This window comes from Rhizobium sp. GW821-FHT14E12, from assembly GCF_058803745.1.
Genome location: NZ_JBXAPH010000001.1, coordinates 831,216 through 854,671 on the forward strand (window position 1 = coordinate 831,216; position 23,456 = coordinate 854,671).

General features: G+C 59.2%; 27 protein-coding genes and 1 tRNA gene. 6 read left to right on the plus strand and 22 right to left on the minus strand.

Annotation, left to right across the window (positions count from 1 at the left end; genetic code table 11):
• Positions 1-7: 7 nt before the first annotated feature.
• From AC1RO0_RS04065 to AC1RO0_RS04080, 4 genes are all read right to left on the minus strand, one after another.
• Positions 8-382, minus strand: a complete 375-nt coding sequence (locus tag AC1RO0_RS04065) for a hypothetical protein (protein WP_498591655.1) — start codon at positions 380-382, stop codon at positions 8-10.
• 345 nt (positions 383-727) lie between these two features.
• Positions 728-2,071, minus strand: a complete 1,344-nt coding sequence (locus AC1RO0_RS04070) for a DUF1073 domain-containing protein (protein WP_498591656.1) — start codon at positions 2,069-2,071, stop codon at positions 728-730.
• A gap of 47 nt (positions 2,072-2,118) precedes the next feature.
• On the minus strand, positions 2,119-3,603 hold the full coding sequence (terL, locus tag AC1RO0_RS04075) for a phage terminase large subunit (RefSeq protein WP_498591657.1): 1,485 nt from the start codon (positions 3,601-3,603) through the stop codon (positions 2,119-2,121).
• Complete coding sequence (locus AC1RO0_RS04080) at positions 3,560-3,907, minus strand: hypothetical protein (RefSeq protein WP_498591658.1); 348 nt, start codon at positions 3,905-3,907, stop codon at positions 3,560-3,562. The genes terL and AC1RO0_RS04080 overlap by 44 nt, the downstream gene beginning before the upstream one ends.
• A gap of 291 nt (positions 3,908-4,198) precedes the next feature.
• Between AC1RO0_RS04080 and AC1RO0_RS04085 the strand changes: the two genes are divergently transcribed.
• Entirely contained in the window at positions 4,199-5,002 is an 804-nt protein-coding gene (locus AC1RO0_RS04085) for a class I SAM-dependent methyltransferase (protein WP_498591659.1), read from the plus strand.
• Positions 5,003-5,035: 33 nt separating this feature from the next.
• Here the strand turns inward: AC1RO0_RS04085 and AC1RO0_RS04090 are convergent, their stop codons facing one another.
• From AC1RO0_RS04090 to AC1RO0_RS04105, 4 genes are all read right to left on the minus strand, one after another.
• Positions 5,036-5,707 (minus strand): DUF6362 family protein, encoded by a 672-nt coding sequence (locus AC1RO0_RS04090; protein WP_498591660.1) that lies wholly within the window; start codon positions 5,705-5,707, stop codon positions 5,036-5,038.
• On the minus strand, positions 5,682-6,098 hold the full coding sequence (locus AC1RO0_RS04095) for a hypothetical protein (protein ID WP_498591661.1): 417 nt from the start codon (positions 6,096-6,098) through the stop codon (positions 5,682-5,684). Before AC1RO0_RS04095 ends, AC1RO0_RS04090 begins: the two co-directional genes overlap by 26 nt.
• Before the next feature lie 58 nt (positions 6,099-6,156).
• Positions 6,157-6,441 carry a hypothetical protein gene (locus tag AC1RO0_RS04100; RefSeq protein WP_498591662.1) on the minus strand — a complete coding sequence of 95 codons (285 nt, stop codon included), beginning with the start codon at positions 6,439-6,441 and terminating at the stop codon, positions 6,157-6,159.
• A 96-nt stretch (positions 6,442-6,537) separates the two neighbouring features.
• Positions 6,538-6,735 (minus strand): hypothetical protein, encoded by a 198-nt coding sequence (locus tag AC1RO0_RS04105; protein ID WP_498591663.1) that lies wholly within the window; start codon positions 6,733-6,735, stop codon positions 6,538-6,540.
• A gap of 361 nt (positions 6,736-7,096) precedes the next feature.
• Here AC1RO0_RS04105 and AC1RO0_RS04110 point away from each other — a divergent pair, with 361 nt between their 5' ends.
• The 3 genes from AC1RO0_RS04110 to AC1RO0_RS04120 all read left to right on the plus strand — a co-directional run bounded on the left by AC1RO0_RS04110 (position 7,097) and on the right by AC1RO0_RS04120 (position 8,909).
• On the plus strand, positions 7,097-7,885 hold the full coding sequence (locus AC1RO0_RS04110) for a S24 family peptidase (RefSeq protein WP_371112705.1): 789 nt from the start codon (positions 7,097-7,099) through the stop codon (positions 7,883-7,885).
• A 308-nt stretch (positions 7,886-8,193) separates the two neighbouring features.
• The gene (locus tag AC1RO0_RS04115; RefSeq protein WP_498591664.1) at positions 8,194-8,526 is read left to right on the plus strand and encodes a hypothetical protein; all 333 of its coding nucleotides are present in this window, start codon (positions 8,194-8,196) and stop codon (positions 8,524-8,526) included.
• The gene (locus AC1RO0_RS04120) at positions 8,526-8,909 is read left to right on the plus strand and encodes a hypothetical protein (RefSeq protein ID WP_498591665.1); all 384 of its coding nucleotides are present in this window, start codon (positions 8,526-8,528) and stop codon (positions 8,907-8,909) included. The genes AC1RO0_RS04115 and AC1RO0_RS04120 overlap by 1 nt, the downstream gene beginning before the upstream one ends.
• Before the next feature lie 13 nt (positions 8,910-8,922).
• Here the strand turns inward: AC1RO0_RS04120 and AC1RO0_RS04125 are convergent, their stop codons facing one another.
• Both AC1RO0_RS04125 and AC1RO0_RS04130 read right to left on the minus strand, forming a co-directional pair.
• Positions 8,923-9,393, minus strand: a complete 471-nt coding sequence (locus tag AC1RO0_RS04125) for an MEKHLA domain-containing protein (protein WP_498592375.1) — start codon at positions 9,391-9,393, stop codon at positions 8,923-8,925.
• Positions 9,394-9,507: 114 nt separating this feature from the next.
• Positions 9,508-9,583 (minus strand) — tRNA-Ile (locus tag AC1RO0_RS04130).
• A 164-nt stretch (positions 9,584-9,747) separates the two neighbouring features.
• On the opposite strand from AC1RO0_RS04130, the gene AC1RO0_RS04135 reads away from it, so the two are divergent.
• The gene (locus AC1RO0_RS04135) at positions 9,748-10,494 is read left to right on the plus strand and encodes an SIMPL domain-containing protein (protein WP_498591666.1); all 747 of its coding nucleotides are present in this window, start codon (positions 9,748-9,750) and stop codon (positions 10,492-10,494) included.
• Positions 10,495-10,700: 206 nt separating this feature from the next.
• On the opposite strand, the gene AC1RO0_RS04140 is transcribed toward AC1RO0_RS04135, so the two are convergent.
• The 4 genes from AC1RO0_RS04140 to AC1RO0_RS04155 all read right to left on the minus strand — a co-directional run bounded on the left by AC1RO0_RS04140 (position 10,701) and on the right by AC1RO0_RS04155 (position 12,667).
• Positions 10,701-11,036 carry a hypothetical protein gene (locus tag AC1RO0_RS04140; RefSeq protein ID WP_153365158.1) on the minus strand — a complete coding sequence of 112 codons (336 nt, stop codon included), beginning with the start codon at positions 11,034-11,036 and terminating at the stop codon, positions 10,701-10,703.
• A 280-nt stretch (positions 11,037-11,316) separates the two neighbouring features.
• Positions 11,317-11,622: a hypothetical protein gene (locus AC1RO0_RS04145; protein ID WP_371108354.1), complete on the minus strand. Its 306-nt coding sequence runs from the start codon at positions 11,620-11,622 to the stop codon at positions 11,317-11,319.
• A 178-nt stretch (positions 11,623-11,800) separates the two neighbouring features.
• Complete coding sequence (locus tag AC1RO0_RS04150) at positions 11,801-12,229, minus strand: secondary thiamine-phosphate synthase enzyme YjbQ (RefSeq protein WP_498591667.1); 429 nt, start codon at positions 12,227-12,229, stop codon at positions 11,801-11,803.
• 84 nt (positions 12,230-12,313) lie between these two features.
• A complete protein-coding gene (locus AC1RO0_RS04155) occupies positions 12,314-12,667 on the minus strand; it encodes a DUF1428 domain-containing protein (protein WP_498591668.1) in 354 nt (117 codons plus the stop codon).
• A gap of 96 nt (positions 12,668-12,763) precedes the next feature.
• Here AC1RO0_RS04155 and AC1RO0_RS04160 point away from each other — a divergent pair, with 96 nt between their 5' ends.
• Positions 12,764-13,162 carry a GNAT family N-acetyltransferase gene (locus tag AC1RO0_RS04160; RefSeq protein ID WP_498591669.1) on the plus strand — a complete coding sequence of 133 codons (399 nt, stop codon included), beginning with the start codon at positions 12,764-12,766 and terminating at the stop codon, positions 13,160-13,162.
• A gap of 12 nt (positions 13,163-13,174) precedes the next feature.
• Here the strand turns inward: AC1RO0_RS04160 and AC1RO0_RS04165 are convergent, their stop codons facing one another.
• The 8 genes from AC1RO0_RS04165 to rpoD form a co-directional block, all read right to left on the minus strand.
• Complete coding sequence (locus AC1RO0_RS04165) at positions 13,175-14,098, minus strand: LysR substrate-binding domain-containing protein (RefSeq protein ID WP_498591670.1); 924 nt, start codon at positions 14,096-14,098, stop codon at positions 13,175-13,177.
• Positions 14,099-14,414: 316 nt separating this feature from the next.
• On the minus strand, positions 14,415-15,644 hold the full coding sequence (locus AC1RO0_RS04170; protein ID WP_498591671.1) for an MFS transporter: 1,230 nt from the start codon (positions 15,642-15,644) through the stop codon (positions 14,415-14,417).
• Between the two features lie 149 nt (positions 15,645-15,793).
• A complete protein-coding gene (locus AC1RO0_RS04175; RefSeq protein WP_498591672.1) occupies positions 15,794-16,486 on the minus strand; it encodes a B3/B4 domain-containing protein in 693 nt (230 codons plus the stop codon).
• A gap of 83 nt (positions 16,487-16,569) precedes the next feature.
• Complete coding sequence (locus AC1RO0_RS04180; protein ID WP_498591673.1) at positions 16,570-17,379, minus strand: AraC family transcriptional regulator; 810 nt, start codon at positions 17,377-17,379, stop codon at positions 16,570-16,572.
• A 46-nt stretch (positions 17,380-17,425) separates the two neighbouring features.
• Positions 17,426-18,394 carry a DMT family transporter gene (locus AC1RO0_RS04185; protein WP_498591674.1) on the minus strand — a complete coding sequence of 323 codons (969 nt, stop codon included), beginning with the start codon at positions 18,392-18,394 and terminating at the stop codon, positions 17,426-17,428.
• 131 nt (positions 18,395-18,525) lie between these two features.
• Positions 18,526-19,962 carry a DUF930 domain-containing protein gene (locus tag AC1RO0_RS04190; protein WP_498591675.1) on the minus strand — a complete coding sequence of 479 codons (1,437 nt, stop codon included), beginning with the start codon at positions 19,960-19,962 and terminating at the stop codon, positions 18,526-18,528.
• Positions 19,963-20,212: 250 nt separating this feature from the next.
• Positions 20,213-21,016 (minus strand): APH(3')-II family aminoglycoside O-phosphotransferase, encoded by an 804-nt coding sequence (locus AC1RO0_RS04195; protein WP_498591676.1) that lies wholly within the window; start codon positions 21,014-21,016, stop codon positions 20,213-20,215.
• 89 nt (positions 21,017-21,105) lie between these two features.
• Positions 21,106-23,169, minus strand: coding sequence for an RNA polymerase sigma factor RpoD (gene rpoD, locus AC1RO0_RS04200; RefSeq protein WP_007701617.1), 2,064 nt, complete (start codon positions 23,167-23,169; stop codon positions 21,106-21,108).
• Positions 23,170-23,456 lie beyond the last annotated feature (287 nt).

Here is a 23,456-nt window from a genome sequence, read left to right on the forward strand (position 1 = left end):
CCTCCTGTCACATGTACATTGCCAACTTGCGCGCCGCAGCCTCAAGCATCGCGCGGTCCGCAGCATTTTGCTTTTTTGCAGTATCAATCTCGGTCGCAACAAACACTCCATCCACAGCAAGGCCTCCGTAGACGCGGAGTTGCCATGCCTTGAATGCAGAAATCGCAATCTTTGTTCCGGCTTTCTGGCCCGTGGAGAAGCGGCCTTCGAATTTAAATTTCTCATCATCGAGATATGTATCGCCGTCTTCGGCGAACCGTTTCATCCACTGCAGACACCGACCACGTTGGCGCGCATCTGATTTTTCGAACCTTTTAGCAACTTGCGGCGTCATCATAACTCTATAGCGCTTGCCGACGCACACTTCGATTAGATCTTTCATACTGCGCTCAGCCGCACCATTAAGTTAAAACTTAATTCTTGACAACAAGTGAATCAATACCCGCTGTGAGATTCAGTCGGGGTGGTTAGCTTCACGCAAGCCTTGCCCAATTCCATCCTCCCGAACAGCAATCACCAGCGTAGATTTAAGAATTAATCGCAACGATTGCAACAATTGTATTACTGTGCTCAACCGGATAAGTGCGAAAGCTGTGTAATAAAGGTGTGGTGGCGGCATATATTTATGTTTTCTAGGATACTTACCTTTTCTCACCATCATTCTTGGTAAGGGAGAGGCCGTGAGTTTAAGTCTCTCTGCCAGCCTCATAGCACCCGTGCTGGGGTACTATCGCCTCGGAGTCGATCGGATCTCCGGAGCGGGCAGATCATTCAATAACCGAATCGCTGCCTCCAGCCCCGGCAACGATCCATCCTCGACAAGCGTATTCACCAGCGCCTCGGATAGTGCCTTGCGCGGAATGATCTCCTGCCCGGAAGACGAGCCGAACAGGGTTCGTACCGCATCGGCTTTGGTCTTGAAGATGTCGGCCTTGTCCTTCTCGCTCATCTGCTCCAGCGGCGCCCAGGAGGCGTAGATCTCCGGATCGCGGGCGCCAGTGGCGGAGCGAATGAGGCATTCGTCGAGGCGGGACATGGCAGGCGTGAAGTCGAGTTCCTGGATCGCCTGGATCCGGTCATGGTAGTTCTTCATATCAGCATCGCCGGTGGCGTTGAGACCGGCGGGGGATTGGCCGAGCAGACGGGTGACCGGAATATCGGCAGCGCCGGAGACGATCTGCAGGAAGGCCATGAGGATATCCGTGAGACCGGAAAGCGGGGCACTCTTGCTGTCGTATTCCTCCTCGGCATCGAGGATCAGCGTGCCGTTGACACCCTTGATGGTGTTGGCCAGCGTATAGCGGCGCAGCACGGCATCCTCGTAAGCTTGGTTGCCGATATTGGCCGAGAACTGCGGCACCTTGATAATGTCGATCTTCGCTTCGAAGACGAGGCTGGCGATATTGGCGGCCGTGCTATCGGCATTCTTGATGGCATCCAGGGTCGCGGCAAGCACGCTCTCGCCCCAGCCGAGACTGCCCTGCCCCAGCGCGCCGCCGAAATCCTCGTCCGGCGCCATGGCGCCATTGAAGATCACCAGCCGAGACGGATGGATGGCGACCTGCGCGCCGCTCGCGCCGGTCAGCGTGTAGAATTTCGGCTTGCCATACCATTCCGAAGTAGGATCGCGCTCGATCTCTCCGGCGGCAAGTTGGCGACGCGTCAAGACGGTCAGATGTTTCAACCCACCCTTGCCGACACGCGCGATATCGAGCGGCCGAGAGGGGTCGGCATCGCCGACGCCGATGAACAAAGCCGCCCCGCCGAAAAGGCGCGCTTTTTTCGACGCCTCCAGTACCTTGCCGCGCAGGTTTAGCCGGCGCTCTTCAGCTTCGATCAATCCGATCTGACCGCTCTCGGCCTGCCAGTTGCGCCACTTTCGGCAACTATCCAGAGCCGGAATATCGACGATCTTGCGCGGTAGCCAGGAGCCGCGATAGGCGGCGATGATCTGTTCGTCTGTCAGGATCGGTTGCGCATAGAAGACCGATGCCGCCTTGTCGCGCTCCGTCCCCATGCGAGACGCAAGGCTCACCAGCCCGTCGCGAACCATCGAGAGTACGTGTCCCATGGATTGTCCTTTGGCATGTCTGTGAAAGAGAGGCCCGCGATGCGGGCCTAGAAATTCTTGAAGCTGAAGGACGAGCCGAGCGCCAACTCGTTCAGCGCATCGGCAAAGGCATCCACCTGATCGTCGAACTGCGCATTCGGAAAGGCGCAGATCTCGTCGAGAAACACCTCGTTCCAGTCGCCCCGCAACAGTTTGACATTCCCAGCCTCAGCCTGTGCAGACGCCGGCTTGGCGCGGGTCGCTTTGTCACCAGTGATGAACAAGACCTTTATGGGAAATCCTGCGAGCAGCTTGATCTTCGTCTCCGCATCCGCCTTGCCGGCGGCGCCCGGATCCTGCGGCATGCGGATCATCACCGTCGGCCCGTCCTGTGTCGCCATGTTCTTCAGATTGCGCTCGACCTCCGCCGGCGACCAACGACCACGGGCGATGGTTTCGACGTAAAAAATGCCATCGGCTTCAGCCATGCGCAGGCCCACCGTCCAGTCCGACTGGCGGCCTGGACGCGCTTTAGACGCCGCAAAATCCCAGGCGCGGCAACGTTTGGCGCCCGCCGGCACAGCATCGACAATCTCGAAATCGCCGCGCTGGAACAATCCGCCCGAGCGCGGCGACGGCCGCTGCTGAAACTGACCGGCAACTGCGTAAGAGCCAAGCGGCACCTTGTCCCGTTCCACGACCGCACGCGGAAAACGTTCGGGAAAGAGCAGTTCGCCCTCCTCCGTTCGCGGATCGGCGAAACCGATCGATGTTCGGCAGCGACGCTCCGGCTCGAACTCCATCGGCAGCATCAGATGCTCATAGCCAAGCCCAAGCGACAGGATTGTGCCGGAGACATCCGCCTCGTGGAGCCGCTGCATGACGACGACGATCGCCGAATGCTGCGGGTCGTTAAGCCGCGTCGGCACGGACTCCCGAAAGGTGCGGATGGTTGACAGCCGTTCGGCTTCGGATTCAGCACCGTCGACCGAATGCGGATCGTCGATGATCACTCTGTCGCCGCGCCCGCCCGTCAGCCTTGAAAACGGCACGCCTTGGCGAAAGCCGGTACGCGTATTGGCAAAGGCCATCTCACCCGACCGCGTCAGCTTTACCCGGTCGCCCCAGAGCGTCTGATACCATTCGGAGGCGACGAGATCGCGCATGCGCCTGTTGTCACGCTTGGCATAGTGCTCCGAATAGGACGAGCCGAGATAGCGCAGTTCCGGTCTGTCCCTCGGTCCCCATTCCCATGCCGGCCAGAAGACACCGCAGAGAAGCGACTTCATCGTTCCCGGCGGCACATTGATCAGCAGCCGCGTAATCTCGCCTGACGTTACCGCCTCGAGATGTCGGCAGATCGCATCGATGTGCCAACCATGAACATAGTCCACAGCAGGTTCGACCACATGCCAGGCTTCGCGAACGAAACCGGCGAGCGAACGACATCGCTCCCTAATCCTCTCGGCATCCGCTGCAATCCGCCGGGCAAGCTCAGCCCGCTCGGCATCAGCCCTCCGTTTCGCTTTCTCCTCGCGGATCGCCGCCATCATCGCCGCCGGATCCGGCAAGCGGACCGAAGAGGGTTTCGAGGGTCGCAAGCTGCTCATCCGTGGCGTTGGTTAAGTCTATGGTAAAGCTTTGCCCGCCCTTGGCTCCGTTGCCCGGGCGTTCACTCGGCTTCTGATGAACATAGGATGCGGCAATCTTCGCCATTTCATCCCGTCGTTTCTGATCCGCCTCGTCGTCGCGCATGACTTTCAGCATATAGTCGAGCGGCGTATCGCCGGCGGACACGGTTTTGCGCCGTCGAGCACGCGGCTTGCGCGGCGCGACGGGCTTGTCGGCTGTGGACATGCTGTGTGATTTCCGATGGAACGTTGAAAGGAAACAAACGGCTGAAAGAGAGCCGCTTTCGGTCAACAGTGCGTCGCTGCAACTGTTCTCATCATGCACAAATGAGTACCCCAATTCGGCGCTGTTGGCGACACCCTTGATCGGGAAACTGGCTGCAAGGATTGAGAAATCTTTGATCCACAGCCCGATAATTATTTGAAATTACATTGGAATATTGCATTCTTTCGTCCGACGATCAGAGCAAGAATACTCTCCTTTTCCGTCGAAACGGCGTTAGCATCAGACAAACAAATGACCAAGAAACAGGACCGACACCAGCCCGATCAGGATCTCTCTCATATCCGCACGATACTGTCGCGCGAAGGGGAGCCTATCGACAGCAGCGACAAACCGGAGGAAGCGGCGCAAGCCGTGGCCACGATCGATGCAGCGCAGACTTTCATCGCCGCCCACCTTCCCGTTCTGCCTGTCTCGTCGATTCCGGAGATTCGTCTCCACAAGGCCGGACCGCAAAGCGGCCTACGTCGGCTCGCCGAGCGGGACGAGGCATTCGGCTCACCCTATTGGGCACATTACTGGGGTGGAGGGCTGGTGCTGGCGCGGTATCTTCTCGACCGACCTGATGTCGTCGCCAGCCGCCGCGTGCTCGATCTCGGCGCCGGCTCCGGCATTGTCGGCATAGCCGCCGCAAAGGCGGGGGCAGCCAAGGTGATCGCGGCCGACGTCGACCCCTATGCCATCGCTGCCATGGAGCTAAATGCCGCTATCAACGGCGTGACGATTCTCCCCGTCCTTGCCGATCTAACGACCGGCGAGCCACCTGCCACGGATATCGTCTGCGTCGGCGATCTCTTCTATGAAGCGGCACTTGCCGAGCGCGTCACGATCTTTCTCGACCGTTGCCTGGAGCAAGGCATGGAGGTTCTGATCGGAGATCCATGGCGCGCCCATCTGCCGCGTTCACGGCTGCGCTTGCTGGCGGAATATGCCGTGACGGACTTTGGCGACACGGCGGGAAGCACGAGGTCGAGCGGAGTGTTTGCCTTTGAAGGAGCCCCATCTCGGCAAGACCGGCGCGTTGAGGAGGCATCCTAACGAAAAAGCCCTGGATTCGAACCAGGGCCATTCTCACGAGTTAGGCTTCATCTTCGCTCGCCGCCTGTTTTCTCGCTCCAAACGCTTCGCCAGAGCCGCCAGCTCCGGGCTGGCCGCATCGAACACGGGCTTTGCGTCATCCGGCAACCAGTATGTCTCATGCTTTGCGGCAGGCACCTTTGCTCGCTCAAGACTTCCCGCCGAATTCGGCATCATCGGCGCGACGCGTGACCAATCCGGCTCCTGCAACGCCGGCGAAACCGCGAGCAAAACCTTAGCCACAGCCTGAAACTCGGCCTGAATCCACCGCTCCGCCGTTCGCCTCACCCTTCCTGTCTTTGCGCAGAAATCGCGGAAAGAGCCGGCAACGTACGGTGCTGCAAGGCAAACCGACCATCGGGACAGCAGGATACGACGTTCCTCGTCCCGAACATGCGTCAACAGCCAGCCCTGCAGCACTTCTTCCGCACGACTGATGGCCGCTGCGCTCGGGCGATAGCGGACGCGGATATCCGCGTGATCTCCGGGTTCGGGAAGAACATCCGGCCAAAGCGTCCGCATCCGATCCGGGCGCACACCTCGCACGTCGAGATGCACCATCGTATCCGCAGCCTCAACGAAACGGGCGCGAACGATGAGGCTTAGATCGGCGACCTCCGCCGCATGTTGCGAAAGGTCGTTAAACTGCGAAGCGTTCTGGTACATCAAGGCGTTTCTCCAGTTCCCGGTAAATCAAAATCCGAAGCGTCGCGCGCACCGGCCACGGCCGCCGCGCTACGGCATCCGCGCGCAACACCGCCAGCGCAATATCGTCGAAGGCGGCCAGCAGATCGCCAGGCCGCTGCAATGCCCAATCCTGACGCTGCACCAGGATGTCCGAGACCGCGCCGATGGTGTCCGACCAGAGTTCATCGCGATTGTTGCCGGTCTGGCGAATGCAGCGCAGGACAAAGACGAGGTGGCCGTCGCCATGCTGCCCGCGGATTTCCTGCATGGTACCCCGCGCATGGCTTTGCGCCGGTGCGCGGCGGCGATGGACCGGAACCAGCTTGATGCCGAGGCCGTCAAGAAGAGTGTCGAGCCTGCCTTTGGTCATGGGCGCATCCCCTCCCTTCAACAAGGAAAATTCAAAACGGTCAGCGGCATCATTTCAATCATGCAACCTTCCCATTTTCGGCTTCCGCAGAGGAGCGCCTCGGCTTGAACAAGGCTTCCGCCTTGGACATTCTCTCCACCCTCGCCCCATCCCGCAGCATCGGCGTGTTGAGATAGGCAACGATCGCCTCGCCTGCGGCCGCCTTGGCTGCATCCTGGGTCGAAAAGACGATCGGCTCGCCACGGCTGTCCTTCAGGACGTCGTTGGTGGCGCGATGCACCTTGCGTATCCAGCCGAGATGACCACCGGCGACCGCTTCCGTTCCGATCTGAAATTCATTCATAAAAACCTCCTCTGGCCGCCCCCGGCCAGTTAGTTTGATTAACTTTTGCAAGCAATTCAGACGCTTGTCCGCCGCCGCGCTATGGCAATGATCCCGTCACAGCTTCGCTCCGCGCCGAGCCCCATCCTTGGCGATCCGGAAATGAACCTGATCGCCCTCCGGCGCACCGCTGATGTCGTCACCTTCGCCTGCATATTTCGGCGACGAGACGATCGGCACCAAAGCCGCAAGCACACAGACGAAAAACAGCGACGCACCAATGCACGCGAGAAACCCCTGAACGATCTCACTCATGTGATCGCCTCCGCGTCCTGTTGACACCCGGGCAAACCGCGATCCGACATCTCCACCGGCTCGACACGCTCCTCGCAGGCTTCACAATGTCGCTCGATCACCTCGGCAATCGACAAGGCCCGCCGACAGCCGGGGCACCCCCAGAAGAAGTCGAAATACAATGGGCTGGAACCCAGCCTTCTGCCTTTCCTGATCGAGACCATGCGACCGCTCCTAAAACCACTATTGCCGAGCGGCACCCGCCTCAGCACGTCAGCCTCGCGGCGATTTTCTCCACAGGCATCTTGATAGACACAAATTATGTTGTTATTAATGTCGATGTCAACATGATTTATGTTAATTATTTTGCGAGTGTCTGGTCATGCAGAAATCCATGGGCGAACGACTGAAGGCGGCACGCGAAGCCGCAAATTACTCCTCAGCGACGAAGGCGGCGGAGGCGCTTGGTGTCAGCCTGTCCACCTATCGCGCACACGAAAACGGCCAGAACGAATTCGGCCCTGAAATCGCCGATCGCTATGCCAAGAAATTCGGCACCACCGCCGGCTATCTTCTGACTGGCGAAGGCCCACGCAAGGTAGAGCGGCCAGGGCCACGCATGGTCACCTCCTTCGACCCCGATGAACAATATAATGAAGGGTTCGCCGAGGACGGCGAGAACGTCAGCTACAGCCGGGAGCACTGGCAGTCGAAGATCGAGGGCGCAACGCCGGAGGTTGATGTCAAGCTCGGCGCCGGTAGCGGCATTGTCGGCGAGGTCATCAATCTGCCAGTCGGGGCCGGCAATGTCGCCGGCCACAAAATCATCGCGGAATGGGTGATTCCAGCAGGTTACCTGCGCAACGAGGCGAAGGCATCACCGAACCACACCATCATCATGGAAGTGATCGGCGATTCCATGCAGCCCACCTATATGCCCGGCGATCGCGTCATCGTCGACCTCTCACAGAACCTGATGGTGACGGATACGGTCTATGCCATCAGCGACGGCTATTCCGAACCGCAGATCAAACGCCTTCAGCGCGTCCCCTTCACCCAACCCAGCCAGGTCAAGATCATCTCCGACAACCCGGCACTGGAAACCTTTACGGTCGAGTTGGAGCGACTGACGATCATCGGGCGCATCTGCGGGCATATCGCACGGAAGTAAAGCCGGGCCGCCGCCGCCGCCAGTCATCCGCTGCCACGAGCTTGTCGAAACCAGATACGACAAGATATTCGGCGCGCAGACCCAATTAAACATAGTTTATGTTTATGTGGTTGCTTAAAAACATATAAAATGTTGACATTGATTGTGTCGCGTGCCATCTCTCTTCTCGCGAGCCAATCGCCCGAGACGGAATGAGCCCATGCAAGTTTCAAAATCTTGCATGAAGTCCGCGAAACCGGATCGAGGATCGAGCGAATATGAATGCCGTGTCCCAGTGGGTGGGCACGCAAAAGGAGGGTGCGTATTTCATGTCAGCGAAGTCAGACGCCATGATCGTTGCCTGGACGCTCTACCACCGCGATACGCGGCTACACCGGCCATCGACCGCAGCCGGCCGGCGCAAATGGTTCGCCCGCGCCTTGGCAACAGCCTGGATCTGGGCGCAGCAGCAAGCAGCTGACGCGACCAAGACCGAGGAACAGCATCGTGCCGAGCGACTAACAAGCCTGCGACTGGAGTTGCTGCGCATCGACGCCCGACCATTCGGAATGTCGATTGCAAAGGATCGAACAACGCTCATGGCAGAAATCGATCGCCTGACCGCCCAATCGTCCACGTCGGCAACATGGATGGCAGCTTGATGACACCCAACGATGTCTTCTCCTGCGAATACTCATTCGATGAGCTCACCATCAATCTCTGCGATTGCTGGGAATCAGGCCTGCTCCTCTATGGCCGTGCCGAACTGACCTCGGCCGGTGACGGTTATGACGGTGAGTTTTATGTCTCGGCGATCCGCTTGGATGGCGGAGCGCGGTTAGCGCGGCCAAGTCCGGTTGCAAAGGCAGGCAGCTTCGAGGCCGAGCTGTTCCGGCGCATCGCCTCTGTGATCGAAAACGACAAAACGCTCGCCGGCCGTCACGCTGCCGAACTGTTCGCCTGTGAATATGAACAGTCCATGGAGACGCGTAACGACATGTTTCATAAGATCAAACGGGAACAGGCATTGGAGCCAGTGGCGTGACACTCAAGCAGGCTCAGGCGTCTCTCCATCTCGAAAACGTCGCCGCCTGCCCTCGCCGATGCCCTTCATGGTCAATGAGCTGCCAGACGATGCCATCCTCGATCCAGAAACGCCGACCGGACTTTGCGATCCGTAGTCCACGATAATCGGAAATAAAGCCGTTGCGCGTCACCGCATCCAGCAATTGCTGACGCTCCGCCCGATTGGGAAGCTCCGCGGACAGACGCGACGGCAAGGTCACGAATTCATCCCACGGATATTCGAAACAAGCCTGGCCAGCTCTATTCGCATAGACGAACCGCGGATCTGGATCCGTGTTATGCGCCACAACCACAAAGGGAGCATCCTGATAGAGCCATTCCGGCCCGCGCCCTTGATCGACGAGCGACATCCCGACAATGCGAGCGTAACTTCCAACAAGCAGATCGAAGAATTCGCGATCAAGCGACAGGTCTAAAGAATTGAGCTCGGAACTATCCGCCATCGATGTCTTTCCTATCGGGCTGTCTCCTATTTTATCTAGGCCCACGACACCGGAAATCAAATGGAATCACTCGCTGAAGCGTGTGATTGGTTCGGTTTTGTGGATTTGGAAAAATGGTGGGCCCGGAGGGACTCGAACCCCCAACCAAGCGGTTATGAGCCGCCGGCTCTAACCATTGAGCTACAGGCCCGGCACGACTAGAAGTGATCGTGCATGCAGTTCCGGAGCAATGGTCCCCCGGAAGCCGATCTGGCTCTAACCCAATTCTTCTTTTCCCACAAGGGACTGCCGCAATACCTTCACAATCAATCAGCAAAAACGAATACTGAGGAAACACCAACCAAGGAACGAACCATGCCGATGACGAAAACCAGAGATTTCATTCTTGCCGCTCTGTTCAGCGCGACGCTCCTCGTGCCGGCCGCCCAGGCATTCGCCGAAGACGCCAAACCGCGTGAGGCGATCATCACGGTTACCGGCGAAGGGCACTCGGCGATCGCGCCGGACATGGCAATCGTAACGCTCTCGGTCATCAAGCAGGAAAAGGCCGCACAGGATGCGCTGGACCAGAACAACAAGGCGATGGGCGCCGTGCTCGCGACCTTGAAGGACAGCGGCATTGCCGAGCGCGACCTACAGACCTCAGGCTTTTCGATCCAGCCGCAATATGTCTATCCAGGCGACAAGGACGGCCAGTCACAGCCGCCGACGCTGACCGGCTATCAGGTGAACAATGGCCTGACGGTACGCGTACGCGACCTCTCCAAGCTCGGCACCCTCCTCGACCAGGTCGTCAAGCTCGGCATCAACCAGGGCGGCGATATCCAGTTCACCAACGACAAGCCGGATGCGGCGCTTGAGGAAGCCCGCAAGAACGCCGTGGCTGACGCAGCGGCCAAGGCAAAGACGTTGAGCGAGGCTGCTGGCGTCAAGCTCGGCCGCGTTATTTCGATCAACGAGGGCGCCATCATGGCCCCGCCACAGCCCTACATGCGCCAAGCCATGGCGGCCAAGGCATCTGCCGATAGCTCGGTGCCGGTCGCGAGCGGCGAGAACACCTATAACGCCTCCGTCAGCATCACCTACGCGATCCAACAATAGAGCAATTCCAGGAAAAGTGCGCAGCGGTTTTCCGTCCGGGATTGCGTCAAAACAACAGGCTAGAGTGGTGCACGCTCTAGCCACAAAACAAAACCGCCCTTCGCTCAAGTCCGATGGGACCGAGCAAAGGGCGGTTTCGCGGCCCCCGCCGATAAAGCGAAAGCGTAAACTGTAGGCCCCGGACGCTATACGCGCCCGTCAACCTATTAGCGACCGATCAACGGGCAACCGCGAACATTGGCGAACATCATTGTATCAGGGCCACGACGGGTGAAGCCGTCGACGATAACGCGACGCGGCGTGACGTCAACCACGCGAGCACGGCGCAGGCCATAGCTGCGGGCGACATCCATGGCTTCCCGCGGGTCGCAGCCGCGACGACGATCGAAGCGCGGGTTGTCATAATCCGGCGGTGGCGGCCGATGACGGCCAGGGCCGACGTAGATGTCCAGTCCCTGGGCGGAAGTGGTTTCGACCGTGCCCGACAGCGCGGTTACCGCGATGGCGGCGGCGACCCCCAACTTTGCCAGTAGTTTTTTCATTGTATCCTCCATGGAGTGAAAGGCAGCTCTCTCATGCTTGCCGCATCTCCCGAGTGAGCGCCTGAGGAGTAACGGCCCGACACTGAACAAGTCCAGAATCAACCGCTCATGCCCTATTCAGGTACAACGAAGACAAACCCGATTCCAGAGGCAGATTCGTGGGAAGGCGGAAAAATAAAAGCCGCCCTCTTTCATGAGGGCGACTTTAGTAAGCTTGAAATTACATAGAAGCGACGGAATATCGCCCGTAAACGGTTACGCTACCCCTAGCCTTCCCATCTTAGCGACGGATCAACGGGCAACCCGGCGCGTTGGCGAAAACGATACGGTCCGGACCGCGGCGGCTAAAGCCGTCGACGACGACACGGCGCGGTGTGATGTTACCGATATGGGCGCGGCGCAGGCCCATGGCACGGGCCTTCTGGACGGCCGCGATCGGCGAGCATGCGCGGCCGCGATGATGATCGTAGCGTGCCTGATGGACGCCGGCCGAAAAATCGTTGGCCGATGCGGTCGCAGCCGTGGCGGAGATGGCGCCGAGCGTGATGAGGGCTGCAATGCCTGCCTTTGCAATGAGGCTGATCATGGGTGTTTCTCCTTCAAGTTCTTGGATCGTTGCAATCCCGAAATCCGGTCCCATCAAGTGGTCCGATGCCCTTGGGATTGGAGACACGTTAGGTCAGTCAAGCTGAACCGAACGCGAATTGGCCATTCACAATGTATTCAGGAGCGTTAACAAAGGATTGACGCAAATATCCGTGGGCTCAGGCGGAGAGATGCAGCACGATGTCGCGGCGGTGCGGCCGGTCGCGATGCTCGAAGAGATAAATGCCCTGCCAGGTGCCGAGCACCATCCGACCGCGCGTCACGGGAATGCCAATCGATACCTGCGTCAGCGCTGCCTTGATATGTGCCGGCATATCGTCCGGCCCCTCTGTCGTGTGCACGATCCACCGCATCGAGGGATCGGAAGACGGCGGCACAAGGCGGCGGAAGAAGGCGTTGAGATCAGTCTTCACATCCGGATCGGCATTTTCCTGGATCAGCAGGGAGCAGGAGGTATGGCGGACAAAGACGGTCAGCAGTCCCTCGCCCGCGCCTGAACTTGCCGCACGGACGAAATCCGCCGCCTGCTCCGTGAACTCATAAAGTCCCTGGCCATGGGTGGACAGCGTGATGACGGTTTGTGGCATGGCCTCTTCCCGATAGTGATGCGGTGGAGCACTTGAGGTCGGCCGCAACGGCCGCAAAGTCAAGCCCGCCCCGCCGCCGGCAGACTAGATTTGCAGAAAGATATCGAAGCCGCCATAGATCATGCGCTTGCCATCGAAGGGCATGTTTTCCATCCCGTCTTTCATTCGCGGATCAGCCATGACCTTTTCCAGCACGACATCCCGATGCTGGCGGTTTTCATAGGTAATCCACGAAAAAATCACGACTTCGTCCGCCGTGGCCAGAACGGCGCGTGGAAACGACGTCAGTTCCCCATAAGGCACGTCATCCCCGATCGCCTCGACATAACTGAGCGCACCATGCTCCATCCAGACCTCGCCAGCTGTGTGTGCCAGCGCCTTGTAGGCCTCGATCTTGTCTTTCGGCACGGCAAGAATAAAACCATCCACATAGGGCATATCGGTCTCCTCTGTTCTGTTCTCACTTGCAAAGGACGATCGATGATAACGCGATCCGACATGGGATGCACAGTTCCATCAACAATTAGCGAGGGGATGATTGTGACGATCGAATTCAGGACCGATCCTTATCCCGAAAACGAAGCTCTCAACGCCCTGTGGGCTGCGGCCTGGAATGAACCCGCCGCACGGGACTTCGCGCCAATCCTGTCGAAAAGCCTTGCTCATATCGGCGCCTTTGCCGGAGAGCGTCTTGTGGGTTTCGTCAATGTCGCCTGGGATGGCGGCATCCATGCCTTTATTCTCGACACCTGCGTCTCCCCCGATTTCCGCCGGCAGGGAATAGCAAGCAGCCTTGTCGGAATAGCAACGAAGGCTGCGCGCGAACGCGGCGCAGAGTGGCTGCATGTCGATTTCGAACCGCATCTCGCCAGCTTTTATCGAAACCTGGGCTTTCGAGCGACCGAGGCAGGCTTGATCAAGCTACGCGATTGATAGTGATTGTTCTCAACCAGCCTTATTGACCTGAGATATCAACCAATTGCGAAACAATGCCGTCGATGGGTTCTGCAAGGCATTGAGCGGATAGACCAGATTATAGCTGACGGCTGAGGGCTGGACCTCGATGAAGCAACGCACCAACGTTCTATCCGCTATATCTTCCGCAACAAGCGAGCTGCGCACCAGCGCAAAGCCGAGGCCGTCCCGGCAGGCCTTGAGCATATCTGCGAAGGTTTCGAACAACGGCCCGGCCTCCACCGTTTGCCCGATATCGAAACCTGCGCCTTCGCCGTGATCGGGACCGGTCACCTGCTCGTACCAGCGCTGCCAGTCCAGCACCGTATGCCGCATGCCGGCGTAGCGTAGCAGCGGTGCGGCCCTTATCGCATTGCGCGGCGGCAGTCGTTTGGACAGGCCCGGCGAGCTGACGACAAATTCCTCGTCCGTCAGCAACTCCTCTAGCACAAGCCCGGCGTCGGCCCGCCCGAGCCAGATGGCGAGATCGACGCCATTGGCCCCGAAATCCGGCTTCTGATAGCCGACAGCCATCTTCAACTCGATGTCGGGATAGCGCTGACAAAAATCGGGCAGCCGCGAGGCCAGCCATTGGCTCGAGAACTCCGGCGTCACCGACAATCCCAAGGTGCGGACAGACACGCTCGCCCGCGCCTGATAGAGCGCTTTCTCCAATTGAGAGACCGTCTCCGCGATCGAAGGATGCAGACGCGCGCCAAGTGGGGTCAGGCGCGCACCCGACCGGCCGCGATCGAAAAGCCTGCCACCGATCCAGCCTTCGAGCTGGGCAAGCTGATGACTGATCGCGGTCTGCGTCAGCCCCATCCGCTCGGCCGCGCGCCCGAAGCCACCGGTTTCGGCGACAGCGCAGAATGCCTGCAAGACGATCAACGGTGGAAGCGGCCTCTTATCCATGAAAATCCTTCATGTATTACGGGTAAAAGCTTCATTATACGCCGCAAATTTCCAAGCGTATACCTTTTCATCATAAGGTCAAAAGGTATGCGGAAGATGAGAAATTCTCATGGAAATATTGGGCCGCAAGCTATCCAAAAACGGATCGATCAACTACTGCAAGCACTTCGATGCATGCGGAAATCTCGCCCCGAGGACAAAGCAGCACGCAAGAATGCCCTAAGTCTCAGCAATCATCTCAAACGAGATACCGGGCTGGATCATATCCTAGACGACCAATGAGCCTGCGGGACCACGCGTCGTGTCGGATTGCGCCTCACCCGTTGAGCGTCTTGACCTTGGTCAGATCCGGGAAAATCCGTGTCCAGAGCAGCACCACCGCAATCGTGCCGACACCGCCGATAATGCCGGTGAGGACAGGACCAAAAGCGCTGGCGAGCATGCCGGACTCGAATTCGCCGAGCTGGTTGGATGTACCGATAAACAGCGAGTTCACCGCATTGACCCGACCGCGCATGGTATCCGGCGTCAGGAGCTGCACCAGCGAGCTGCGCACGACGACGCTGACCGTATCAGACGCACCGACAACGAGCAGCGCTGCAACGGAAAGGATGATGTTGGTCGAGAGTGCGAAAACAACGGTCGCGACGCCGAAGATGAAGACGGCGATCAGCATCTTCTTGCCGACGTCGCTCTGCAGCGGCCGCCGCGCCAGCCAGATCGACATGACTAGCGCACCGACGGCTGGTGCCGCGCGCAGCAGGCCCAGCCCCCAGGGGCCGGCATGCAGGATATCGCGGGCGAACATCGGCAACAGCGCCGTGGCGCCGCCGAGCAGAACCGCGAAGAGATCGAGCGAGATGGTGCCCATCATCACCGGCCGGCTCTTGATGAAGGAAACGCCGGCAAAGACCGAGCTCAGCGTCACCGGCTCGCGCGAAGACGGCTGCTGCCGCTCGACACGGATGGAAATGACATTGACGCTCGCAATGACATACAGCACCCCCGACACGAGTAAAGGCGCGACGGGATTGAGGCCGTATAGCAGGCCGCCGAGCGACGGACCGATGATGAAGGCCGTCTGCATCATCGAGGTCGAGGTGGCGATCGCCACTTGCAGCATCGAGGGCGGCACGATGTTCGGCAGCAGCGCCGCCATGGTCGGGCGCTCGAAGGCAGTGGCAGCCCCCATGACGGCAACGGCGGCGAGAATGCCGTGGGGGCCGATCCAATGCTGCCAAACGGCAATGGCCAGCACCAGCGCCGTCAACGCCTCGATCAATTGACAGACAAGACCGATGCGCCGCCGGTCAAACCGGTCCGCGACATGACCGACGATGAAGGTCAGCACCACCATTGGCAGGAACTGGCAAAGGCCGACCAGACCAAGGTAGAAAGCGCTATGGGTCTGATCGTAGATCATCCAGCCCATGGCAACGGTGACGGACTGGAAGCCGATGGAGGAAAAGACGCGGGAGGCGGCGAAGGAACGATATCCGGGATGACCGAGCGCGCTTGTCCGGTCTTGGCTTTGCAGGGTGTCCATTGGTCTTTCTTCGGCTCCGCGCTCAGGGACGCGGAACTATCTTCATGGGAAATATGAGATATTGAGTTGAGTTCCCTGCTCTGCCCGAACACGGCGATTGTCAACCGCGTTTTTGTCTCGATCGGTCTTTCGCTGCAAAAAGCATGAGGCTAGAGATCAAAACGTGGTGAAGAGCGGCTGAGTAGCGCGGTCTTTGCTTGGATTGCCCAGGCGGCGGCAAGCTCCGCCGCAATGGTCTCAATCAGCTTCGGCACATCACGGCCAGCCGCCTCGTGCATCGCCTCGGCAACGATCAGTACCGATCGCGTATCCTCGCGAACAGCGGAAAGGCCACTCTGCCGATTGGTCCAGCGCCGGGCATGCGCCCGATCAGCGTCATCGGCGAAAATCACTTCACGCGGCTCCGGATGCTCCGTCTCGCCGGAGAACGTCAGGTAGGTCTCGCGTCCAGTCGCATGCCTGACCTCGAGATCGCCCGAAATCTTCGCCAGATCGAAGACGGCGATTGGAATGGCGAAAGCGATGGAGATGGCGTTGCAGAGATCGACCAGCGGATGCAGTTGCGGCAGCGAATTTTCCTGACGGAAGCGGCGAAGCAGCGCTTCGGAGGCACAACGATACTGCGTCGGCTTCAGCCCCATCTTCGAAAAGGTACGCCGCCAGGCCTGTATCTCCGGCATCTCACTTTCCGAACCCGCCGCCAGCCGCTCCTCGGCAATGGCGTGGAATTTTGCAACGGGATCCGTGACGTCGGCATTCGCGGTGATCCCTTCGACAAAGAGCGCACCGGGGACCAGCTCGGGGAATTCGCTCCACATCTCGTTCGAATGGCGGAAATGCATGATTTTTCCTTCTGCGCGGTTCTGATTTGCCGCCGCAGAAAAGCCCGTCGTCATCGCCCGGTCTTGAACAAAATTGCAAAAGCCTAGCAAACCGCTGCCGCATAGAGGCCTGGCGATATGCCGAAATTGCGCACGAAGAGGCGTGTCATGTGACTTTGATCCGCAAAGCCGCTGGCAAAGGCCGCCTCGGCCAATGGCGTGCCCACCGCGATCAGCCGCCGCGCTTCGTGGATACGACGCTGCAAGAGATAGGCGTGAGGCGTGAGCCCCGTCGCCTTGGTGAATGCTCGCAGAAACTGAAAATGGCTGAGCCCGCAGGTATCAGCGAGTTCGGCAAGCGTCAGAGGGGCTGAGGGATCGTCCTCGATCAGATCGCGAGCACGACTGATAGAGGCAGGAACGGCAACATCGCGCGATGTCTGCACGCCCTCGCGCATCACAGCGGCAACGAGCGATAACAGTAGCCCATCCCGCAACAGCGCATTCCGTGGCTCAGGGTTGCCGACCAAGAGCGGGAACAGGGCTTTGAAACATGCCGCCACTTGGCTATCGCGGATGACAGGCGACGGAAACTCCACCTCGCCCATGCCACCCTCGCCGATATCGTTCAGCAGATCGCCGATCACCCGCGGATCGAAGTGAAGCATCGTCCACGCCCGGCTTTCGCCGATGGGCATGCCGTCATGCACTTCATTCGGATTGAAACAGATGACATCTCCGGCCTCGGCCCGCACCAGTCCACGCCCGCTGAGCGACGCATGCGCGCCGGATTCGATGACACCGATGCCGAATTGGTCATGCGTATGCTTAGGAAAGCTATATCCCGTTTCGGCTTTCACAGCCCTGATGCCAGCGACATGAGAGCGAAACATTTTGAACTGGCCGGTCTTCATGTGCCTCACCCTTCAACCCTGCTGAAAGCTGTCGGCGAGGCACACGTCACGTCTCTGGCCTCTCCTGCGCGGTCGCCAATGCCGCCTGTGTATTGGCGGTGACGGCGGTCGGCAGAGGCGTGCCTCGCTTGCGCTCACGCGCCAGCGTCAGCAGGCCGGAGAAAATGATGAGCGTGATGCCCAACGCCATCGGCAGGTCGATATCGTCGTTGAAGAGAAGATAGCCGAAGCCGATCGCCCAGATCATCTGGCTATATTGCGGAGGGGCGACGAGGTTCGCCGGCACCATGCGCGCCGCGGTCATCAACAGCACGTTGCCGACCGCACCAAGCAGCCCATAGCTCGCCAGGAACAGCCATTGCCCAGCCGTCGGCATCGACACTTCGGAAAGCATCAGAAGACCGCTGACGATGAGCGTGCCGAAGAGGCCCGCGCCATAAAGCGAAATTCGTTTCTCCTTCGCCCCGAGCGCCCGATTGATGACGATCCCGATCGCAGCCGCCAGGCCACCGAACGCTGCGCAAAGATGACCGATCGAAAGCTCGCGAAAGCCCGGCCGCAGCACGATGAGCACGCCGATAAAACCAAGGATCACCGCCGTCCAGCGCTGCCAGCGCACGTCTTCCTTCAGGAAGACGACCGACAGAATAGTGACGAAGGACGGCAACAGGAACAGCAGCGCAAATGCCTCTGCCATCGACAGCTTGGTGAAGGCGACGATCGAGCATATGGCGCCGGTAGCACCACAGGCAAAACGCAGCATCCAAAGAGGACGGTTCGACGTCCTGACCATATCCACCCAGTCATCGTCGCGCCTCTTCAGGAACGGGACGGCGGCGAAGCCGAAAAGCGCACCGATAAAGGCCACCTGATAAGATGGCAGCGTCCCATGCAGCATCTTGATCGACGCATCGCTGAAGGCAAAGACGGCGTAGGACGCGAATGCCACCAGGACACCGCGAAGCGTGGAATGGCCGGCGGCCAAGGATTTGGAATCGGCAGTGATCGATGTCATCGGATTGAGCAATGCAAAGGGAGGGAAATTGAATCGCGGTGCTGTGAGCAATTGTACGATGAAATGGGCCGAATTTCGATTGGCGCTGAAATAAACTATTGTTTCAAAGCGATGGGACGGGTGTTGCCAGATCAAAACTCAGGCAAGCCAAGCCTATCAAGTTGCCCTCTTGGGACACGTCCGATAACGGCGTGCGAGAAGGCGATCACCTTCAAGGCATCAGCGTCGACCTGGCATGTGAATTTGACTTGCTGCCAGCCCTTGGCAGTTTGAACTACTTGGCCGTTGCCGAAGGAACCGGTGTCCGAAACCATGGCCGGCGACAGCGCAGAATTGACGAAAGAAATCGCATTCAGGTCATGACCGAATTGCAACTTTTCCTCCGATTGGCAAAGATACGAAATGCGCTGGCGTCGCGGCAGCTTTTTCCAGGCATCATAGTCGCTCTTGGACAGCTTGGCCATTTCACTGCCGGAATAGAGTTTCTTAGCCTGTGTGAACTGTCCCTTCTGTCCTCCGGACTTATCCTTAGTGGCTTGCTGTTGCGATTTGACATCGGGTTCGGTGACGAAGGACGTTCCGGTCGCCGGATCGCTTTTATTGTCCGACGCAGCCTGCTCCTTTGACGGCTGCTGCGACTGAGGACCAGCAACGGTCGGCACGGTGATTTGTGGATCAACCTTGCTGTCGGCTGATGACGGCTGTTGCGGGTCGGGCTCGGCGGCATTCGCCTGTTCCGTCTCGGGGTCAGATGTCGCCGCCGCCTTCTCCTGCGTATCCGTGCCATCCTGTTCCGTCACCGGAGCTTCCGGCTGAGCCACTTGCGCGTCCGAAGGCTGGTCCGTTGCAAGCTCCTTCGGCTTCGGCATTGAGGCAGGGTCGCGTGAATCGGGGTCGGCTACCGGCGAAGCAGCCTTGGCCTGCTCGGCGGGCGCAGAGGGGGGGGCCTGCGTTTGTTGCGGCTGCGGATCAGGATCGTTGGCCTGCGATGCGGCATCGGCCTGCGCAGTCTGGGCATCAGAGTCCTTGGCGACCGGCGGCGCTGCGGCTTGCTCTTCGGCTCGGCCATCGTTCGCAGCTGGCGCTTCATCTGCCTGTGCCGAGGCATCCGCCTGCTGTGTGGTCGAGGGATCCTTCTCCTCCCCCTTCATGTCAGGCAGGGGTGTCTCCTCCGCCGTAGCCTGCTGTTCAGGCTTCGGCGTAGGTGTATTGGAGCTTGGATCGCTTGCGGGAGGCGCCGCCTTTTCAGCCTCGGCCTTGTCCTGCTGATCCGATTGCGCCTTGGGATCACCGGGCTTCTGCTCCGGCTGTTTCTGCGCTTCCGCCTGCTGCGTCTTCTCGTTCGGCTTCGGCGTCGGCGTCGGAACCTGGCCGGAAGCCTCCTTCGGCTTCGTTGCGTTCTCCTGTTGCTCCTGCGGCTGCGGCACAAGCTCAACGTTGACATTCTCTTGCGGCGCCGCCTGCGGCGGCATCATCAATGGCCGGAGCAGGAAAATGGCCGCCAGCACGACATGCAGGAGGATCGACAGGACAAAGCCCCGCCCGATCTTCTCATCCTGCTTTGTCACGGCCTGTTCCATCGCTCAGCGAACGGCTCGCCGGACAAGAGCAGCCGATGGGAAAACGCATATCAATTTCATCAGAACCTTACCGAAAACGACAGATCGAGCTGCGACAGACACTCGACATATGGTGGGCAACAATGCGGCCCGAAAGAGGCAATTGCGAAAAGACAGATTGTCAGGCCCTTGGCGGCTCCGCAATGCCCGGCAAACACACCTGCGTGATCGCTCAACGGCTTTGCCGATGCGCCCACAGCTAAAAGAACTCGTCCAGAAGCCGATAATAGTCCATTTTCTCCGCATCCAACTCGGATATCCCGTAAGCCTCCAGGAAGGGCGTAACCAGCGCTTCACCGAAGTTATACACGATACTGCCGCAGGCCAGCGCTATATCCTGATAGCGGTCGGCGACGCCGAGACGGCCGCAATCGATATAGCCGGCGAAACGGTGACCGGCGGCGACAAAGTTCGGCAGGCAGGCATCGCCGTGAGTGACGACGAGGTCTTCCGCTACCGGCCTGCGCTCTTCAAGTTCGCGAAAAAGACTTGCCGCCGCTCGCCCCAATCGCGCCTCATCGAAATCAGTCTCGTCGACGTAGCCGGCGAGCATACGGGCTTTCGCGGCCGCAATCCTTGCTTCCAATCGATGATCGAACGGACAGGCATCGATGCTTATCCCATGAAGATCTCGCAGCGCTTCCGCTAGCATCCGCACGCGTTCCAAGGGTGAGATAGAAGACGCACTGGCGAGATCTGCCCCACCAAGCGCGTCCATCAACAGCCATTCACGCTCGCCGCTGGCTTCATGAGCGATGACCTTCGGGCAGACAAGACCCTGCGCACCAAGCCACCGAAGCCTTGCAACTTCGCCCGCCAATTCACTGAACGGACTGACGATTTCACTCTTGAGATAAAGAGACGGCCGTCCCCCCGCTTCCAAACGGAAAACACTAGCTGAGGAGCGCCCGAGTTCGTCCGCCGCCCAGCGATAACCGAGAAGCAGATCTCGCAGCCGCGCTGGCAAAGAGGTTTCGAGGAGTTCAGGCGGAGCGCTCATCATGGTCCAAGCCTATACTGCGACTTGTTGCTAACAAAAAACCCGGCTCGCTGTCGCGAACCGGGTTTTGATCTCGTAACGGCAGAAACCGCTTAGCTGTCGAGGAACGAGCGCAGCTTGCGACTGCGGCTCGGGTGCTTCAGCTTGCGCAGCGCCTTCGCTTCGATCTGGCGGATACGTTCGCGGGTGACCGAGAACTGCTGGCCGACTTCTTCGAGCGTGTGGTCCGTGTTCATGCCAATGCCGAAGCGCATGCGCAGCACGCGCTCTTCACGCGGCGTCAGCGAGGCCAGCACGCGGGTCGTCGTCTCGCGCAGGTTGGCCTGGATGGCGGCGTCGATCGGCAGAAGCGCGTTCTTGTCCTCGATGAAGTCGCCGAGATGCGAATCTTCTTCGTCACCGACAGGCGTTTCGAGCGAGATCGGCTCCTTGGCGATTTTCAGCACCTTGCGCACTTTTTCAAGCGGCATGGCGAGCTTTTCGGCCAATTCTTCCGGCGTCGGCTCGCGGCCGATTTCGTGCAGCATCTGGCGCGATGTGCGAACGATCTTGTTGATCGTTTCGATCATGTGCACCGGAATACGGATCGTGCGGGCCTGGTCGGCGATCGAACGGGTGATCGCCTGCCGGATCCACCAGGTCGCGTAGGTGGAGAACTTGTAGCCACGGCGATATTCGAACTTATCGACCGCCTTCATCAGGCCGATATTGCCTTCTTGGATGAGGTCGAGGAATTGCAGGCCACGGTTGGTGTATTTCTTGGCGATGGAGATGACGAGGCGCAGGTTTGCTTCGACCATTTCCTTCTTGGCGATGCGCGCTTCGCGCTCGCCCTTCTGCACCATATGCACGATACGACGGAATTCCGAGATGGAGATACCGGTTTCGGTCGCAAGGTTCTGAATTTCCTGGCGGATATCGCGGATCGTGGTGTTTTCGCTCTTGGCGAATTCCTTCCAGCCGCGAGCAGCCAGATTGCCGATCGACTTCATCCAGTTCGGATCAAGCTCGGCGCCCTGATACTGTTCCAGGAAGCTATCGCGCTTGACGCCATAGGATTCGGCAAGACGCAACAACCGGCCTTCGTTCTGCACGAGGCGCTTGTTGATGTCGTAGAGCTGCTCCACGAGAGCGTCGATGCGGTTCTGGTTCAGCGACAGAGACTTGACCGACTTGACCAGCTCATCCTTGAGCTCCTTGTAACGACGCTCTTGCGCCGATGACAGCGTGCCTGATGCCGACAGACGCTGCTCGACCTGCTGGTCCTGCAGCTTGCGCAGCTTCTTGTAGGTCTCTGCGATCGTATCGAGCGTCGTCATCACCTGCGGGCGCAGTTCGGCTTCCATCGCGGCGAGCGAGAGGCTGGATTCGTCCTCGTCCTCTTCCTCCTCCTCGCCCGGCAAGCCTTCGCCGCCGACATCGGTGATGTCGTCATCGCCGGAAGGCGAACGGCCGCGACGGGCCTTTTCCTTCTCTTCGGCGGCCTTGCGGTCCGCCTCGATCTTTTCCGGGCTCTGGAACTGCGGCGCAGCCTTGGCTTCCGGGCCGGAATAGGTGGTTTCGAGATCGATGATCTCGCGTAGCAGCGTCGTGCCTTCGTTGAGTTCGTCACGCCAGATGATCAGCGCCTGGAACGTCAACGGGCTTTCGCAGAGGCCACCGATCATGGTCTCGCGGCCAGCCTCGATGCGCTTCGCGATCGCGATTTCGCCTTCGCGCGACAGGAGTTCGACCGAACCCATTTCGCGCAGGTACATACGCACAGGATCGTCCGTGCGGTCGGTCGGCTCTTTCTTCTTGGCGGTTGCAAGCGCCGAACCGGTGGAAGGAGCGAGTTCGCCGCCTTCCCCATTGTCGTCGTCGCTCGAATCGTCATCGTCGCTGCTGGTTGCCGCGCCCGCCTCTTCGACGTCCTCATCCTCGATGACGTTGATGCCCATATCGGAGAGCATCGCCATCGTATCTTCGATCTGTTCGGACGTCACTTCTTCGGACGGCAGGACGGCGTTAAGCTCGTCCATCGTCACGTAGCCGCGTTTCTTCGCGGCCTTGATCATCTTTTTGACCGCGTCGTCGGAAAGATCGAGAAGCGGGCCATCGGAGGTGCCGTCGCGTTCGACTTCAGCTTCTTCGTTCTCTTTGACCTTGGTTGCCATCTCTATATCGTCGCTTTCCCTGACGCTTAAAACTTATACGCGGTGAATGACCGCTCTGGCCCGGCGCGCCTCGCGCCAGCCCCGAATCACCGACAAAGACCTAACGGAATGACCTTTAATGCCTGATTAACCACGATCGCCGGCACCGGACAGCAAAGCTGGATTGCGTTTGGATTTCCGGCCATGGTATAAATGATCCGCCTGATCCAGTTTACCGTTTTTCCGAGGACAAACGGTGATTCCTATAATTTTTGCTCTCGTCAAGCTTTTCCAGCAAAAAAGCCTGT